The following is a 15,252-nucleotide window of genomic DNA, read 5'->3' as shown; positions in this document are numbered from 1 at the left end:
TCCCGGCGTGTTCACGAGGCTCCCGGGCGTCAGCGCCCCGCAGCGCCCTGGGCGTATGCCACCGCGAGCTGTCCGGCGAAACGGGCGTTGTTGGTGAGCAGGGCGAGGTTGGCGCGCAGCGTCTTGCCGCTCGTGCGCCGGGCCATCTCCGAGAGCAGGAAGGGGGTCACCGCCTTGCCGCGGATGCCCTGCCGCTCGGCCTCCGCCAGCGCCGAGGCGATGTGCAGTTCCACCTCGGCGCGCGGCAGCGCCGTCTCCTCGGGCGGAGGCACGGTGAAGAGCAGGCCGCCCTGCCCCAGCGTCTCGAAGCGGGCGCGGCAGATCGCCGCCGCGCTGGCGGCATCCTCCACGCGGTGCTCCAGGGGCAGCCCGGACGAGCGGCTGTAGAAGGACGGCAGCTCATCGGTGCCCACCCCGAGCACGGGCACGGCCGCGGTCTCCAGCGCCTCGAGCGTCTTGGGCAGATCCAGCACGGACTTGGCCCCGGCGCACACCACCGCCACGGGGAAGCGTGTCAGCGCCCAGATGTCCTGGGAGATGTCCATCTGCTCGGCGACCCCGCGGTGCACGCCGCCAATGCCGCCGGTGGCGAAGACGCGGATGCCCGCGGCGGCGGCCACCTCGCACGTGGCGCTCACGGTGGTGCCTCCCGTGGCCTTCTGGGCGATGGCCACCGCCAGATCGCGCGAGGCGAGCTTGAGCAGGCGCTCCTTGCCCTCGGCGAGCCGGCGCATGTGCGCCTCCTCCAGCCCCACCCACACCTCCCCGTCCACCACGGCGATGGGAGCAGGCACGGCACCCGCTCGGCGCACGGCTTCCTCACAGGCCCGGGCCGCCCCGAGGTTGTCCGGATAGGGCAGCCCCTGGGCCACCACGCTCGTCTCCTGTGCCACCAACGGCACGCCCTGCTCCCGAGCGCGCCGCACCTCTTCTGAGTAACGCAAGTGCATGGGCCCAATACGCCATGGCCTTACCGGCGGGACAAGTGCGGAAGATGGCCCCCGGTTGCCAGCGTCGTCCACCAGCGCTATTCCGCCCCCGCCTTGAACGCCACCAGCACCCCCGCCGTTGTCCCCGCGCCCCGCGCCATCTCCTGGTCCGACCTCACCCTCATCGTCGTCATCTTCATCTGGGGGACGAACTACACGGTGGTGAAGGGGGCCCTGGAGAGCATTCCCCCCCTGGCCTTCATGTCGCTGCGCTTCGCGATCGCCTCCATCGCCATGGCGCTCGTGCTCCATGTGCGCGAGGGCTTCACTCCCCTGCCCCGTGCCACCGTGCTCAAGCTCGTGGGGCTCGGGCTCGTGGGCCACACGCTCTACCAGTTCTGCTTCGTCATGGGCGTGGCCCACACCACCGCCGCCAACAGCGGCCTGCTCTCCTCGGGCACGCCCGTGCTCACCGCCCTGCTCGGCGCCCTGCTGGGCGTGGAGCGGCTGCGCCGGCCGCTGATGATGGGGCTCATGCTCGCGATCCCCGGCGTGGTGCTCATCGTCTCGGCGCGGGGCCCGGGACTGGATGCGTCCACGCGCGTGGGAGATCTCTTCATCCTCGGCGCCTCGCTGTGCTGGGCGCTGTACACCGTGGGGCTGCGCTGGCTCGGCCCCGGCCTGTCCGCGCTGCGCATCACCGCGCTCTCCATGCTCACCGGCGCCCCGGGCGTCATCCTCCTGGGCGTGCCCGAGGTGCTGTCCCTCCAGGGCGCCACCATCGGCCCGAGCGCCTGGGCGGGCGTGGTGTACTCGGCGCTCGTCCCCCTGGTGCTGGCCTATGTCGTCTGGAGCCGCAGCGTGCAGTCGGTGGGCAGCAGCCGCACGGCGCTCTACAGCAGTGGCACGCCCGTGGTGGCCGCGCTCACCGCCTGGGCCGTGCGCGGCGAGCGCCCCACCTGGGTCCAGGCCATGGGCGCGGGGCTCGTCATCTCCGGGGTGCTCGTCAGCCGCAGACGGTGAGCGGCGCCCGGAGCTCTCCCGTCAGGAGGGACGCGAGGCCCGGTATTCCTCGAAGTGCTGCCGCGCGAACTCATACATGCCCAGCGCGGGCGCGTACCCGGGATAGAGGACGCGGAACTCCAGCTGCGCCTCCTCGAACGTCCGGGTCGCGAAGCGCTGGGTGTGCGCCACCAGATAGAGAAACGCGATGGTGGGCGAGCGCGAGGCGCCCTGGTTGCAGTGCAGCAGCACCCGCTGTCCCGCGCCCAGGGCCTCGTGGATGAAGGCGAGCGCCGCGTCGATGGCTTCCTTGGGGATGTACGCGGGATCGGTCATGTCGACGAGGTTGAGCATGAGCCGCGCGCCCCGCCGCGCCACCACGGCCTCGGGATGCGCCTCGGGCACCAGGGGCGTGCGGTAGCCCAGGGCCCCGCGATGGTAGGGCTCCTTGCAGGCGTGGACGACGCTCCACCCCGACTGATGCCGCACGGTGTTCTCGTAGTCGAGCTCGTTGCCGACGTGCAGTCCTGGCCAGATTTCCACCATCTTCCTCACCCCCCGCCGTCTCGGCAGAACCCCCTCACACCCGTCTGCGCTCAACGGTGAGCCCATAATCCTCGATCTTCTTGTCCAGGGTCGGGCGGCTGATGCCCAACAGTCGCGCGGCGACGATCTTCCGTCCCCCCGCCGAGCGCAAGGCCTCGGCGATGGTCTCCCGTTCCAAACGAGACACGCGCTCCTGCAGCGAGAGCGACGGAGGAGCGGCGTCCTGGTGGAACTCGGGAGGCAGGGCCGAGACGGGGATGCTCGCGCCGGCATGCAGCAGGGCGAGCCGCTCACTGAGCAACTCCAGCTCACGCACGTTGTGGGGCCACGCGTATTCCATGAGCAGACGCCGCGCCTCGGGAGTGAGCACGGGGGGCGCCTCCCGACCCGAGCGCGAGCCCCGGGAAGCGAAGCGCTCGAAGAGCTGGGGAATGTCGGCGCGCCGCTCGCGCAGCGCGGGCAGCGCCAGCTCCAGTCCCGACAGCTGCAGGGCGAGCGACTCGTCGAGCTCTCCCTGGAGGGCGAGCATGCGGGGCGGGGTGTGCGTGGTGACCAGGAGCCGCACGTCCACGGGCTCCTCGCCTCCCTCGCGCGCGGGAGCGCTCTTTCGCGCGAGCAACCGGGCGAGCCGCTCGGCCATGAAGCGCGGCAGACGCTCCACGTGCTGGAGCAACAGGGAGCCCCCATCGGCGCGCAGGAGCGCGGAGGGCATGGGCGGCGCGCCGGGTGTACTGGCGCGGCCAAAGAGCACCTCCTCCAGCGAGGTGCCCTCCCGGCAATCCACCTGCACGAGCGGCCCGAGCGCCCGGGGAGAGCGCGCGTGGATGTAGCGGGCGGCCAGGCACTTGCCAGTCCCCGGCTCGCCGAAGAGCACCACGGGGGCGTCACTCGCCGAGGCGCGGCGGGCCTGCTCCACCACCTTGCGGAAGGAGCGCGAGCCGCCCACCAGGTCCACGCGTCCGGACGGCGTGCTCGCGCGCGAGCGCACCGCGGCATAGGCCTCGCCGCCGAGCCGCCCGAGCATGGCGGCCAGCCGCGCTTCCGCGTCGGTGAAGGGCGGCTCGGAGCGCTCCAGGTAGAGCAGGCCGAAGGGAAGACCACCCGAGGCCACCAGGGGCGAGCACACCACCCCCTCCGCGCGGCTCTGCTCGGCGTGCTCCATCGCGGCGCGGGCCATGTCCCGAGGCACCTCCACGGAGGAGGCGCCCACCACGGCCGCGGTGAGCATGCCCTTGATGCTGCCCAGGAGCGCCGCGGACGTCTCCGCGCGCAGCGCGTGCAGCGCGTGCTCGGCGAGGTGCCGCAGCACCATGGCCTCGCTGGTGGCTCCCAGCAGCGCCACGCCCGCCGAGTACAGCGCCGCCTCGGTGCCCACGTGGGGCAGCACCTCCACGACGGGCGCCTGGCGCGTGGCCCCCCGCGCTTCGCCCACGCCCACCGACGGCCCGGAGGGCGAGACGAGCACCAGCGTCTTGCCCACCTGCACCCGGTCTCCGGGGTGCAGCGCCACCTCGCCGGTGATGCGCTCGCCGTTGACCGAGGTGCCATTGCGCGACCCCAGGTCCTCCACGTGCACCTGCTCCTCGCGCACGAAGAAGCGCGCGTGGCGGCGCGACATCCGATCGTCCTCGGGCAGGGGCAGCTCACACGAGGGGCTGCGGCCCATCGTCGCCTCTCCGAGGAGTTCATGTCGAAGGCCAGCGCTGGGACCGGAGAGAAGCAGCAGGGAGGGCATGAGCGGCGACGGGGCTATATCACCGAAGCTTCACGGAGGGTGCGTGGCCGTGGCCCGGGGAGGACGGCGCGGGGACGGTCGGCGCCCGCCGCGCCGGGTGGTAAGGTTGGACCCCGCGAGGTCCTCGCGTTCGCGGAGGATGCAACGTGTCACGACAATTCATCGATACCCGGCGAGCCTGGCGTCTGCGCGGCCGCACGCAGAACTACCAGATCGTGAGGAACTTTGGCCTGGCCGAGCAGCCCGAGGAGCTCGTGTCGGCCAGTCTCCTGGTGGCCGAGCTGGACCGGTGGCTGTCCTCCACGTTCACCCAGCGCACGCTTCACGAATTGTACGAGGCCGTCACGGGCACTCCCCCGGTGAGGGAGCCGACGCTGAAGGATCCGCGGACGGCCGGACGCATCAAGAGCCGCCTGGCCGAGGCCTTTCGCCGGGGAGAGTTGCTCGCGCTGCCCGCGGGGCCGGTGCGCCTCAAGAAGTGGCCCACTCCCGCGGCGCCGAAGGGCTCGAGCCCTCCGCTCGCCGTTCCCCTGCTCGAGCAGGTGCCACCGGGCCCCGCTCCGCGCGAGAAGGAAAAGCAAGAGGAGAAGAAGCCCACGGCCTGGGTGGAGTTCGAGCTGGTGGACGCGGAGGGCGGGCCACTCGTGGGAGTGGGCTACAAGCTCACCCTGCCGGACGGCTCGACGCGCGAGGGCAAGGTGGACGCCCAGGGACGGGTCCGCGTGGAGGGCATCGAGCCGGGAGAGTGCGTGGTCACCTTCCCGGAGCTGGACGCGTGAGGCTCAGCTGGAGAAGAGGTAGGGCCGCTTCTTCTTGACGATGATCTTCATGGGAGTGCCTGTCTGCAGCTTCACGCCCTGGGTGGCCAGGCGCCGGCGGGTCTCCTTCACGGTCTTCTTCTCGGGGGACTTGGCGTCGGAGGAGGACATGGCACGGGAGTCTACACCCTAGCTGGGGCGCTCGGCCTGGAGCAGGGCGCGCACCTCTTCGTCCTCCAGGGTGCGGCCCTCGCGGCTGAGGGCGAGCGCGTTCACGTCCGCCTCGGGCACTTCCACGTGGGCGCCCTTGCGCCACTCGGTGGTGTGCACGGCGCCATCCACCAGGCGGCCGACGATGGTGGCGTCGTCCCAGGAGAGCACCTCCAGCCAGAGCTGCTCCGTCGCATCACCGCCCTCCGGGTGCGTCTCGAAGGGGGCGCGCACCAGGAAGGTGAGCGGCTCCATGAGGCCGCGGCGCAGGAAGCGCGCCTTGAAGGCGGGCAGGAGCGACTGGGACTCCTCGTGCATGGACTCGGTGCGCTCGGTGGGCTCCTGGAGGAAGCGCTCGCGGAAGGGGCGCAACAGCTCCGCCGTGTTGTGCCGGCCCTGGGGTGACACCACGGTGAGGTAGAGGCCCTCGTGGCCCTCGAAGGCGTCCAGCGGCACGCCGAGCAGGTTGGTGCGCGCCTCGTCCGAGGGCACCAGCATGAAGGGCTGGCCCTCGCTCGTGCCCATCTGGGTGCGCAGCGGCGGCCCCTGCCCGAAGGCCAGGTCCGTGCACAGCTCGTGGAGGAAGGCCTCGGCGGGCAGCAGATCCTGCTCACCCAGGTGGAAGATCTCCAGATCCCTCGCGCCGAACTTCGCCATGCCGTGCGAGTGCACCCACAGGGGCGTCTCCCCCTCGATGACCTCCACGGCGTGGAGGTTGACGTGGTCGCGGATGTCGAAGTCCAGCTCGGTGATCTCCGCCACGTCATCGGCCTCGTGGACCTTGGACGAGGTGATGTCCACCAGCACGCCGGTGGCATGGGTGAGCAGGACGCGGGCGCACATGAGGGCCACGAAGACGGGCACGGTGGGCTGGGCGGAGCCCGTCTCGAAGGCCAGACGGTAGAAGGCCCGGGCCCGGCCGAGCGCCTCCAGGGCGGGCTCGCTGCCGGAGAACAAATCGTTCGTCCACTCCCGGGGGGTGGGCCGCGACTCGAAGACGACCTCCACCCGGGTCTCCTCGGCCTCGAGCGTGAAGCCCTGCCCGTCGGGAGCGAGCACGAACGCCATCTCCTCGGTCTCGAAGGAGGCGAGCAGGGTCTCGGGAGCCACCGGCACGGCGCTCTCGATGGCGACGAGGTAGACCTCCTTCACAAGTACTTCTCGATCTGTCGCAAGAGGTCCACGCGGTCCACCAGGTCCGTCACATAGTCCAGCTTGTCCGTGGGGAGAACCAGGACAGGGGACAACTTGTAGCCACTGAACCATTCCTCGTACAGGCCGTTCAGCCGCTTGAGGTACGAGGGAGGGATATCCTGCTCCATCTCCCGTCCGCGCAGACGGATGCGCTGGCGCAGGGTGCGCACGGGGCAGCGCAGGTAGATCATCAGGTCCGGCGGAGCGAGCGTCTGGGAGAACGTCTCGTAGAGGTCCGAGTACAGGGCCCAGTCGCGCTTGTCGATGAAGCGCTGGCGGTGGAGGTTCTTGGCGAAGATTTCCGCGTCCTCGTAGAGCGTCCGGTCCTGCAGGACGGTGCCGGGGGAGCGCTCGAGCTGGCGTTGGAGGCGGAACTTGGTGGTGAGGAAGAAGAGCTGGGAGCGGAAGGCCCAGGTCTTCATGTCCGCGTAGAAGTCGGCCAGGTAGGGGTTCTGCTCGTTGGGTTCGAAGAAGGGAGTGAGGTCGTACTTCCGGCAGAGGAAGGACGTGAGCTCCGTCTTCCCCGCGCCGATGTTTCCCGCGATCGCGATGAACTTCTTTCGGGCCAAGGCGTTCCGCTTCTATCCCCACCCGCGAGCACACACCAGCGGCAAGGTGATGGTAGATAGGCTCCCCGTCATGCCGTCCCCCGCCCCCGCCCTCTGCGATTCCCCCACCCGAGCGGTGAGGAAGAGACGTGGGGGGCCCGGATGTTCCGCCTTGCCAGGTGGGAGTCCGGGTGCCGTACCGGGCGGCACGCTCCCCCTTTGGACGAAGCCGAGGTCGCCAGGATGCTCCGCAACCTGTTGTGCATGGTGGTCGCCGTGGTGGCCACCGCCGTGTTCTTTCCACTGACGGTGGTGGTGGCGCTGGTTACCCTCAATCCTGGCGCCACGGTGTGGGTGGCGCGCCGGCTGTGGTCGCCGGTGCTCATCGCGACGGGCGGGGCCCGGGTGGTGGTGACCGGCCAGGAGAACGTGGACCCCAAGCGCCCCACCATCTACGTCTCCAACCATCAGTCGACGCTGGACATCCCCATCCACTTCGTGGCGGTGCCGGTGAACTTCCGCTACGTGGCCAAGCACCAGCTCAAGTACGTGCCGCTCATCGGCTGGTATCTGTGGATGGCGGGCCATGTCTTCATCAACCGGGGCCGGCGCGAGAAGGCCATCGCCTCGCTGGATGACGCGGCGCGGAAGATTCGCGGCGGCACGAGCGTGTTCCTCTACCCGGAGGGCACGCGCTCGGACGACGGCCGCGTGCTGCCCTTCAAGAAGGGACCGTTCGCCCTGGCGCTCAAGGCGAAGGTGCCCGTGGTGCCCATCACCATCGAAGGCTCGGGCACGGTGATGCCGAAGAACTCCTGGAACATCCAGCCGGGCCCCGTGTACGTGAAGATTGGCAAGCCCATCGACACCACGCGCTTCGCCGACAACGACCGCGAGGGCCTGGCCCGGGCCGTGCGCGACGTCATCATCGCGCAGAGCCTCGAGCTGGGCGGCAAGGGCGGTGACTCCGAGGAGGCCGTGGCCGCCATGGGCGTCGAGGGCCAGAGCGTGTCGCGTCGCAGTGCATCCTGAGTCCACGAGAGCCCCTTAGAGGAGACCGCGTGCCCCTCCCCCCTTGTTCCCCTTCCCGGCGTGCCGGCGTGCGCCGCCGGCTGAGTCCCTGGTTGTGCGTGCTCGGCCTGGGCCTGACCACGGGCTGTCAGCACGGAGCCACCGGGCGACCGCTCGACGCGCGTGCCCAGGCCCGCGAGTACCTCGCGAGGAACCAGCCCGAGCGCGCCCTCCCCTTGCTGGAGGCCGAAGCGGCCCGGGCGCCGGAGGACCTGGAGCTGGCGCGCACGCTCACCGAGGCCCAGGTGAAGGCGGGCCGGGCGGAGGCGTGGATCGCCGAGCTGCTCCGCCGCAACGGCCAGGCGGAGCGGGCGGTGAACCACTACATGCTGGGGCTCGCGTACTTCTCGCGGGCGTCGGATGCGGGGACGACCGCGGTGACCGCCTTCCAGCGCGCCCTGGAGCTGCGGCCGGACGAGCCCGAGTTCCATTACCGCCTGGGGCTCGCCCTGCTGGAGTCCGAGCAGTACGCGGCGGCGGTGGGCCCGTTGCGCCGGGCGGCCGAGCTGGCGCCGGAGCGCGCGGGCATCCGCCTGCCACTGGCCAAGGCACTGCATCGCACCGGGGACGAGCCGGGGGCGGTGGCGGCCCTGTCCGTGCTGGTGAGGAAGGAGCCGAGCCCCGCCGAGGTGGCGACGGCGCGAGCGCTGATGAACCAGCTCGCGGATCCGTTCACGCGCTTTCCCAAGGCGGCCGAGTCCAAGCTGGAGGAAGGCATGCGCTACCTCCAGGAGCTGGACGCGCCCCACCCGGCCATCATCGCCTTCGAGGAGATCCTTCGGGACTATCCGGACCTGGCGGTGGTGCACGCGCTGATGGGGCTGGCGTGGCAGCGCCTGGATGACGCGGGCCGGGCGGTCGAGGAGTTCAAGCGGGCCATCGAGCTGGCGCCGGCGGACGGCAAGAACCACTTCTACCTGGGGGAGCTGTACCTGGCGAGGCAGCGGCCGGAAGCGGCGCTGCCTCACTTCGAGAAGGCGGTGGAGCTCAACCCGTTGTTGGACATGGCGTGGTTCCGGCTCGGCGACATCCGGCTGGAGCGCAAGGACTTGAAGGCCGCGGGCGAGGCCTTCCGGGTACTGACGCACCTGGAGCCGGACGAGGCGCCGCCGCGGGGCAAGCTGGCGCTGGTGCTCCAGCTCGAGGGCGACTGGGCGGGGGCGGAGCGCGAGCTGAAGCGGGTGGTGGACAAGGAGCCGGAGAACCTCGAGTTCACCCTGCGCCTGGGCATCCTGTTCACCGAGCAGGCACGCCAGTCCTCGCGTCCGGAAGAGCGCCGGGAAGCGGCGGCGAAGGCGGAGCAGTGGCTTGGCAAGGTGCTCGAGGCCCAGCCGGAGAACGCGGTGGCCTCGCGAGCACTGCAACAGCTCAAGCGGCCGTGAAGGGCCAGTAGCCAGCGGCGGCCCGGGCCCTCTACACTGAGGGAACCGATGAGTGATGGTGCCGATCAATCGCAGCCGCCCCGACGGGGGACGCCGTCGTCGACGACGACTCCTCGCGTATCGTCCACGGGCACGCCTCGTGTGTCCTCGACGACGACGCCGCGTGTGTCGTCGACGACGAATCCCCGGGTGATGTCCGCCGCGCGCACGGCGCCCCTGCCCAAGGGCCAGGAAGAGGCGATCAGCCAGCGGCTGAAATCCGAGTCCGCCAACGTGGCGCTCAACGCCGTGGCCGTCCTGAAGGAGATGGTCGGCGACTTCCGTCAGCAGGACCGCTTCTTCAAGTACAAGGCCTTCATCGTGGGCGGCTGGGTGTTTCTGTCGCTCGCCACCGTGGGACTCACCTGCGCCCGGGGCGTGAAGGAGACGGGTGACTTCGGCGCGAAGCTCATCCCCATCACCAGCCGCGCCTCGGTGACGATCATGAACAAGAGCGACGAGACGTGGCGCGACGTCATCGTCGTCGTCAGGGACAACCGGGGCGCGGAGTGGCGGGCCTCCGTCGCGCGCGTGGATCCGACCAAGGAGCTCACCGTCACCCCCAAGCAACTGCTGGGCGCGGACGGACGGGCGGCTCCCTCGGACATCAAGATCCGCGATGTCGAGATGCGCACGTCCGAGGGCCGGGCCCGACTGCTCGAGAACGGCCACAACCTCACGGAAGAAGCGCCCTAGCCTTCCCGCGCGGCTAGGGGGCCCTCCAAAAAGCACGAGAGCGCCCTTCCCGGAGGAAGGACGCTCCCGTGAACCACACACGCTCAGGACGGCCGACTACTCCGCCTTGTTCTCGGAGGCCTCGCCCTGGGCCTCGGTCTCCGGCGCGTCGACCGGGGTGCTCTTGGCGGGACGATCCACCAGCTCCAGCAGGGCCATCTCGGCGCCGTCACCGCGACGGAAGCCGAGCCGGACGATGCGGGTGTAACCACCCGGCCGGTTGGCGTAGCGCTCCTTGTACTCCCCGAAGACCTTCTTCAGGATGACGCGATTGCGGACGGTGCGCTCCGCGAGGCGCACATTGGACAGACCGCCGCGCTTGCCGAGGGTGATGATGCGCTCGGCGAGGGCCCGGGCCTCCTTGGCCTTGGGCAGCGTGGTGCGGATGGCCTCGTGCTCGAGCAGCGAGGTGACCATGTTGTGCAGCATCGCGAGCCGGTGGCTCGTGGTGCGGTGGAGCTTCCGTTGTCCAACCTTGTGACGCATGGGACTGACTCCGGGCCTTGAAGGGGCCCACCACTCCGGCCGTACGAGGTACCGGGTGGAAAGGATGGAGGCCGGCACGGGCTCCACCGCTGCGGGGTTGGGCCGGTGAGGGCCCCCTGCTCGCCCCGGGGCATGAAACCATGCCGCCCCGGGTGGGCAGGGACTTCAACAGACGACGACTAGGCCTTCGGCGCGGTGGCCGCGGGGCTCGGAGGAGGCGCGGCGGGCGGGGTCTTCGGCGGCCAGTTCTCCAGCTTCATGCCGAGCGACAGGCCCATCTCCGCGAGGATCTCCTTGATTTCCTTCAAGGACTTGCGGCCGAAGTTCTTGGTCTTGAGCATCTCGGCCTCGGTGCGCTGCACCAGGTCGCCGATCGTCTTGATGTTGGCCTGCTGCAGGCAGTTGGCCGAGCGCACCGAGAGCTCCAGCTCGTCCACGGAGCGGAAGAGGTTCTCGTTGAGCTTGGCCTCCTCCTTGGGGGCCTCGACGGCCACGGGCTCCTCGGTCTCGTCGAAGTTGACGAACACCGTGAGCTGCTCCTTGACGATCTTCGCCGCGTAGGCGACGGCGTCCTGGGGCGTGACGGAGCCGTCCGTCCACACCTCGAGGGTGAGCTTGTCGTAGTCGGTGACCTGACCGACGCGCGCGTTGGTGACCTGGTAGTTCACCTTGCGGATGGGCGAGAAGAGCGAGTCGATGGGGATGGTGCCGATGGGCGAGCCAGCCACCTTGTTCACGGAGGCGGGCACGTAGCCACGGCCGCGGCGGCACGTGAGCTCCATGCGGACCTTGCCGCCCTCGGAGATGGTGCAGATGTGGTGACCCGGGTTGAGGATCTCCACGTCCTGGTCGGCGATGATGTCACCGGCCTTGACCTCCTTGGGACCCTCCGCCTCGATGCGCAGCGTCTTCTGCTCGTTCGTGTGCATCCGGAGGAGGACCTCCTTCAGATTCAACACGACGTCCGTGACGTCCTCGGCCACCTCGGGGATGGTCTGGAACTCGTGGTCCACGTTCTCGATCTTCACCGTGGTGACGGCCGCGCCCTGGAGGCTCGACAGCAGCACGCGGCGCAGGGAGTTGCCCAGCGTGGTGCCAAAACCCCGCTCCAGCGGCTCGGCGACGAACTTGCCGTAGGTGGGGGTGAGCGAGTCCTGATCGACCTCGAGCCGACGCGGCTTGATGAGGTCCCGCCAGTTCTTCGCGATGAAAGTATCAGCCATGTCCTTCTTCTCCTCGTGACGTGGACCACCACCAACTTCCCCGCCCCGGCGGCGGGAGGATGGGCACGTGGGGTGTCTGCGGCAGAAGCACGACGCCCCGGCGGTGAGGCCAGGGCGTGTGCGGAAGCATCGGCGGCGAGCCCGGGGACGGGCCTGCCCGTCCGATTACTTCGAGTACAACTCGACGATGAGCTGCTCCTGGATGGGCATGGTGAGGTCCTCGCGGTTGGGCGGGCTCTTCACCGTGGCCTTGAAGGACTTCTTGTCCAGGTCGATCCACTGCGGCACGCCGCGGCGATCCACGGTCTCCAGGGCCTCGGAGATGCGGAGGATCTTCCGGCTCTTCTCCGCCACCTCGATGGTGGTGCCCGGCTTGACGGCGAACGAGGGGATGTTCACCCGCTTGCCGTTGACGGTGAAGTGGCCGTGGCGCACGAGCTGGCGCGCCTCGTTGCGCGTGTCCGCGAAGCCCATGCGGAACACCACGTTGTCCAGGCGGAGCTCCAGCTGCTGCAGGAGGTTCTCACCCGTCTTGCCCTTGGCGGCCGAGGCGCGGTGGTAGTAGCCCCGGAACTGGCTCTCCAGCAGGCCGTACATGCGCTTGACCTTCTGCTTCTCGCGCAGCTGCACGCCGTAGCCGGAGAACTTCACGCGGCCCTGGCCGTGCTGACCGGGGGGATAGGGACGCCGCTCGATGGCACACTTGTCCGTGTAGCAGCGGTCACCCTTCAGGTACATCTTCAGGTTCTCCCGCCGGCAGATGCGGCAGGAGGAGGCGGTATAACGGGCCACGATGCTTCTCCGTGTCGAAAGATGGTCTGGGGCCGCTCCCTCCCAGGGAGGAAGCGGCCCGGAATGGAACTAGACGCGGCGGCGCTTGGGCTGACGGCAGCCGTTGTGCGGGATGGGCGTCACATCGCGGATGAGGGCGATCTTCAGGCCAGCGGCGGCCAGCGCGCGCAGGGCGGACTCACGGCCCGCGCCCGGACCCTTCACCAGCACCGTCACGTTCTTCAGACCGTGCTCCATCGCCTTGGCCGCGGCGTCACCGGCGGCCACCTGGGCGGCGAACGGCGTCGACTTGCGGCTGCCGCGGAAGCCACGGGCGCCCGCGGAGGACCAGGAGATCACGTTCCCGGACACGTCCGTGATCGTGATGATGGTGTTGTTGAACGTGGACTGGATGTGGACCACGCCGTTGAGGATGTTCTTCTTGCCCTTCTTGCTCTTCTTGCGCGCTGCGGCGGTCTCGCCGCCCGCCGCGGGGGCCGCAGCCGCCGCCGGCGCGTTGGTCTCTTCAGCCATGGAACTCGTTGCTCCTGGAAGTAGGTGATCGACGCCAGCTCCTCACGGGGCCGGCGCAGGTGGGAGGACTAGCGCGGGCCCGCCGCCGGCTTGGCGCGCACGATGCCGCGCTTGGGACCCTTGCGGGTGCGCGCGTTGGTGTGCGTCCGCTGGCCACGCACCGGCAGACCCTTGCGGTGACGCAGACCCCGGTAGCAACCCAGGTCCATCAGGCGCTTGATGTTCATGGTGACCTCGCGGCGCAGGTCGCCTTCGACCTTGTAGTTCGCCTCGATGAGCTCGCGGATCTTGCGCGTCTGCTCCTCGGTGAGGTCCTTGGTCCGGGTAGCGAGGTCGATCCCCGCGCCCTCGATGATGTCGTGGGCGGTCTTGTTGCCGATCCCGTAGATGTACTGCAACGAGATCACCGCGCGCTTGTTGGGCGGGAGGTCGATGCCGGCGATACGAGCCATCTTCGTCGTTCCTTCTGGGTGAGTTGGTCTGGAGCCAAGTCCCGTTGGGGACTAGCCCTGGCGCTGCTTGTGCCGGGGGTTGGAGGCGCAGATGATGCGCACGATGCCCTTACGGCGAACAACCTTGCACTTGTCGCAAATCTTCTTGACGGACGCCCGAACCTTCATGGCGGTACTTCCCTTCCTTCGCTTTTAGAAAAGAAAAGCCCTGAAGGCCTGGCCGCCATTCCGCGGAACCAGGCCTCCGCTACTTCGCTCGGTAGGTGATGCGGCCCCGGGACAAGTCGTACGGGGACAGCTCCACCTTCACCTTGTCGCCCGGGAGGATGCGGATGAAGTGCATCCGCATCTTGCCCGAGATGTGCGCGAGCACCTTGTGGCCATTGTCCAGCACCACGCGGAACATCGCGTTCGGGAGGGGCTCCATGACCGTCCCCTCAACTTCGATGGAATCATCCTTCGGCAATCAGAAGCCCTCTCGCGGACCACCTGAACTTTGGAAGCGCGGCGGGATAACACTTTGGTCCTGAAGTGGCAAGCATCCTCGCGCTGGAAAACCACGAAACCGGTAAACCCCTGGGTACTGCGTCGTATTCCGCCATCCTACCCGGACCGACGTCGGGTGAGGATCTCCGGCCCTCCCTCGGTGATGAGCACCGTGTGCTCGAAGTGCGCGGAAAGCTTGTTCTCGACGGGGATCGCTGTCCAGTCGATCCTCGAGCACCACCTGCTGGGACGTGGCCTGGTTCACCATGGGCTCGCCCGCGAGGACCACTCCCGGACGGAGCGCCATGCCACCGCCCGCCCGGGTGCCCTCGTCCAGGGCCTCCCGGGTGGCGGCCACCAGGGCCCGCGCCCCGGGGAAGCATCTCCCAGCCAGCACCGTCGTGGCCGGGCGCCGGGGAAGGAAGCCCTCGTCCCTAGGCCTTGCCCACGGCCTTCTTGAGCTCCTCGTAGATGCCCTCGGGAGGCCCCACTCCGTCGATGCTCTTGAGCAGGCCGCGCTGGGCGTAGAACTGCTTCAGCGGCGAGGTCTCCTTGTCGTACTTCTGCAGCCGCTTCTCGATGACCTCGGCCTTGTCGTCCTCACGCTGGATGAGGCCGGTGCCGTCCTTGTCGCAGAAGCCGGCCCGCTTCGGAGGGCTCTGGTAGACATGGTAGACGGCGCCGCAGTTGGGGCAGGAGCGACGTCCCGAGCCGCGCTCGATGAGCTTCTCGTGCGGAACCTCGAGCGACACCACGGCGTGCAGATTCTTGCCCAGCTTGGCGAGCATGCGCTCGAGGGCCTCGGCCTGGGGGATGGTGCGGGGAAAACCGTCCAGGATGAAGCCCTGGGCGCAATCGGCCTCCTTGAGGCGCTCCTCCACGATGCCGATGACGAGCTCGTCGGGCACGTAGGAGCCCGCGGCCATCAGCGGCCCGGCCAGCTTGCCCAGCTCGGTCCCCTCGCGCACCGCCTTGCGGAGGATGTCCCCCGTCGAGATCTGCGGAATCGAGTAATCCACGTACAGCTTCTTCGCCTGGGTCCCCTTCCCGGCGTTAGGCGGACCCAACAGGATGAGGTTCATGTGTTCTCTCTCAGCTCGTCAGGAAGGAGCGCGGGGGGCCATAAGCCACCCTTTTCCCGCTGCTCGTTG

The 15,252-nt window shown here is 69.3% G+C and carries 19 protein-coding genes; 5 read left to right on the top strand and 14 right to left on the bottom strand.

Going from position 1 to position 15,252, the window contains the following annotated elements; genetic code table 11:
- Positions 1–29: 29 nt before the first annotated feature.
- A complete protein-coding gene (locus CYFUS_RS21405) occupies positions 30–950 on the bottom strand; it encodes a pseudouridine-5'-phosphate glycosidase (protein WP_095986908.1) in 921 nt (306 codons plus the stop codon).
- A gap of 93 nt (positions 951–1,043) precedes the next feature.
- Here CYFUS_RS21405 and CYFUS_RS21400 point away from each other — a divergent pair, with 93 nt between their 5' ends.
- A complete protein-coding gene (locus CYFUS_RS21400) occupies positions 1,044–1,952 on the top strand; it encodes a DMT family transporter (protein ID WP_095986907.1) in 909 nt (302 codons plus the stop codon).
- Between the two features lie 21 nt (positions 1,953–1,973).
- Here the strand turns inward: CYFUS_RS21400 and CYFUS_RS21395 are convergent, their stop codons facing one another.
- Together CYFUS_RS21395 and CYFUS_RS21390 are read right to left on the bottom strand one after the other, a co-directional pair.
- The gene (locus CYFUS_RS21395; protein WP_232537693.1) at positions 1,974–2,477 is read right to left on the bottom strand and encodes a protein-tyrosine phosphatase family protein; all 504 of its coding nucleotides are present in this window, start codon (positions 2,475–2,477) and stop codon (positions 1,974–1,976) included.
- A gap of 34 nt (positions 2,478–2,511) precedes the next feature.
- Positions 2,512–4,212, bottom strand: coding sequence for a sigma 54-interacting transcriptional regulator (locus CYFUS_RS21390; protein WP_095986905.1), 1,701 nt, complete (start codon positions 4,210–4,212; stop codon positions 2,512–2,514).
- A gap of 146 nt (positions 4,213–4,358) precedes the next feature.
- On the opposite strand from CYFUS_RS21390, the gene CYFUS_RS21385 reads away from it, so the two are divergent.
- Positions 4,359–4,991: a hypothetical protein gene (locus tag CYFUS_RS21385; protein WP_095986904.1), complete on the top strand. Its 633-nt coding sequence runs from the start codon at positions 4,359–4,361 to the stop codon at positions 4,989–4,991.
- A 3-nt stretch (positions 4,992–4,994) separates the two neighbouring features.
- Here CYFUS_RS21385 and CYFUS_RS50750 read toward each other — a convergent pair whose 3' ends face one another.
- From CYFUS_RS50750 to CYFUS_RS21375, 3 genes are read right to left on the bottom strand one after another with little or no spacing between them, the layout of a single operon-like run.
- Positions 4,995–5,141, bottom strand: coding sequence for a hypothetical protein (locus CYFUS_RS50750; protein WP_157758561.1), 147 nt, complete (start codon positions 5,139–5,141; stop codon positions 4,995–4,997).
- A gap of 18 nt (positions 5,142–5,159) precedes the next feature.
- Positions 5,160–6,332 carry a DUF2314 domain-containing protein gene (locus CYFUS_RS21380; protein ID WP_095986903.1) on the bottom strand — a complete coding sequence of 391 codons (1,173 nt, stop codon included), beginning with the start codon at positions 6,330–6,332 and terminating at the stop codon, positions 5,160–5,162.
- Positions 6,329–6,943, bottom strand: coding sequence for a deoxynucleoside kinase (locus CYFUS_RS21375; protein ID WP_095986902.1), 615 nt, complete (start codon positions 6,941–6,943; stop codon positions 6,329–6,331). The genes CYFUS_RS21380 and CYFUS_RS21375 overlap by 4 nt, the downstream gene beginning before the upstream one ends.
- A 222-nt stretch (positions 6,944–7,165) precedes the next feature.
- Between CYFUS_RS21375 and CYFUS_RS21370 the strand changes: the two genes are divergently transcribed.
- Genes CYFUS_RS21370 through CYFUS_RS21360 form a run of 3 tightly spaced genes read left to right on the top strand, consistent with a single transcriptional unit; the run spans position 7,166 to position 10,110 of the window.
- Positions 7,166–7,954: a lysophospholipid acyltransferase family protein gene (locus CYFUS_RS21370; protein WP_095986901.1), complete on the top strand. Its 789-nt coding sequence runs from the start codon at positions 7,166–7,168 to the stop codon at positions 7,952–7,954.
- Positions 7,955–7,983: 29 nt separating this feature from the next.
- Entirely contained in the window at positions 7,984–9,375 is a 1,392-nt protein-coding gene (locus tag CYFUS_RS21365) for a tetratricopeptide repeat protein (protein ID WP_095986900.1), read from the top strand.
- Positions 9,376–9,423: 48 nt separating this feature from the next.
- Positions 9,424–10,110, top strand: a complete 687-nt coding sequence (locus tag CYFUS_RS21360; protein ID WP_157758560.1) for a hypothetical protein — start codon at positions 9,424–9,426, stop codon at positions 10,108–10,110.
- A 96-nt stretch (positions 10,111–10,206) separates the two neighbouring features.
- On the opposite strand, the gene rplQ is transcribed toward CYFUS_RS21360, so the two are convergent.
- From rplQ to CYFUS_RS21320, 8 genes are all read right to left on the bottom strand, one after another.
- Entirely contained in the window at positions 10,207–10,635 is a 429-nt protein-coding gene (rplQ, locus tag CYFUS_RS21355) for a 50S ribosomal protein L17 (RefSeq protein ID WP_095986898.1), read from the bottom strand.
- A 179-nt stretch (positions 10,636–10,814) separates the two neighbouring features.
- Complete coding sequence (locus CYFUS_RS21350; RefSeq protein WP_095986897.1) at positions 10,815–11,858, bottom strand: DNA-directed RNA polymerase subunit alpha; 1,044 nt, start codon at positions 11,856–11,858, stop codon at positions 10,815–10,817.
- 165 nt (positions 11,859–12,023) lie between these two features.
- Positions 12,024–12,650: a 30S ribosomal protein S4 gene (gene rpsD / locus CYFUS_RS21345; RefSeq protein ID WP_071900177.1), complete on the bottom strand. Its 627-nt coding sequence runs from the start codon at positions 12,648–12,650 to the stop codon at positions 12,024–12,026.
- Positions 12,651–12,719: 69 nt separating this feature from the next.
- Positions 12,720–13,163 (bottom strand): 30S ribosomal protein S11, encoded by a 444-nt coding sequence (rpsK, locus tag CYFUS_RS21340; protein WP_002625363.1) that lies wholly within the window; start codon positions 13,161–13,163, stop codon positions 12,720–12,722.
- 68 nt (positions 13,164–13,231) lie between these two features.
- Positions 13,232–13,615 (bottom strand): 30S ribosomal protein S13, encoded by a 384-nt coding sequence (gene rpsM / locus CYFUS_RS21335; protein WP_095986896.1) that lies wholly within the window; start codon positions 13,613–13,615, stop codon positions 13,232–13,234.
- A 51-nt stretch (positions 13,616–13,666) separates the two neighbouring features.
- Positions 13,667–13,783: a 50S ribosomal protein L36 gene (rpmJ, locus tag CYFUS_RS21330; RefSeq protein WP_043321360.1), complete on the bottom strand. Its 117-nt coding sequence runs from the start codon at positions 13,781–13,783 to the stop codon at positions 13,667–13,669.
- Positions 13,784–13,862: 79 nt separating this feature from the next.
- A complete protein-coding gene (infA, locus tag CYFUS_RS21325; RefSeq protein WP_043409051.1) occupies positions 13,863–14,081 on the bottom strand; it encodes a translation initiation factor IF-1 in 219 nt (72 codons plus the stop codon).
- A gap of 454 nt (positions 14,082–14,535) precedes the next feature.
- On the bottom strand, positions 14,536–15,183 hold the full coding sequence (locus CYFUS_RS21320) for an adenylate kinase (RefSeq protein ID WP_095986895.1): 648 nt from the start codon (positions 15,181–15,183) through the stop codon (positions 14,536–14,538).
- Positions 15,184–15,252: the final 69 nt, after the last annotated feature.

It is taken from the genome of Cystobacter fuscus, from assembly GCF_002305875.1.
Taxonomy (GTDB): domain Bacteria; phylum Myxococcota; class Myxococcia; order Myxococcales; family Myxococcaceae; genus Cystobacter; species Cystobacter fuscus_A.
This window is presented reverse-complemented; position numbering and strand designations above follow the sequence as displayed.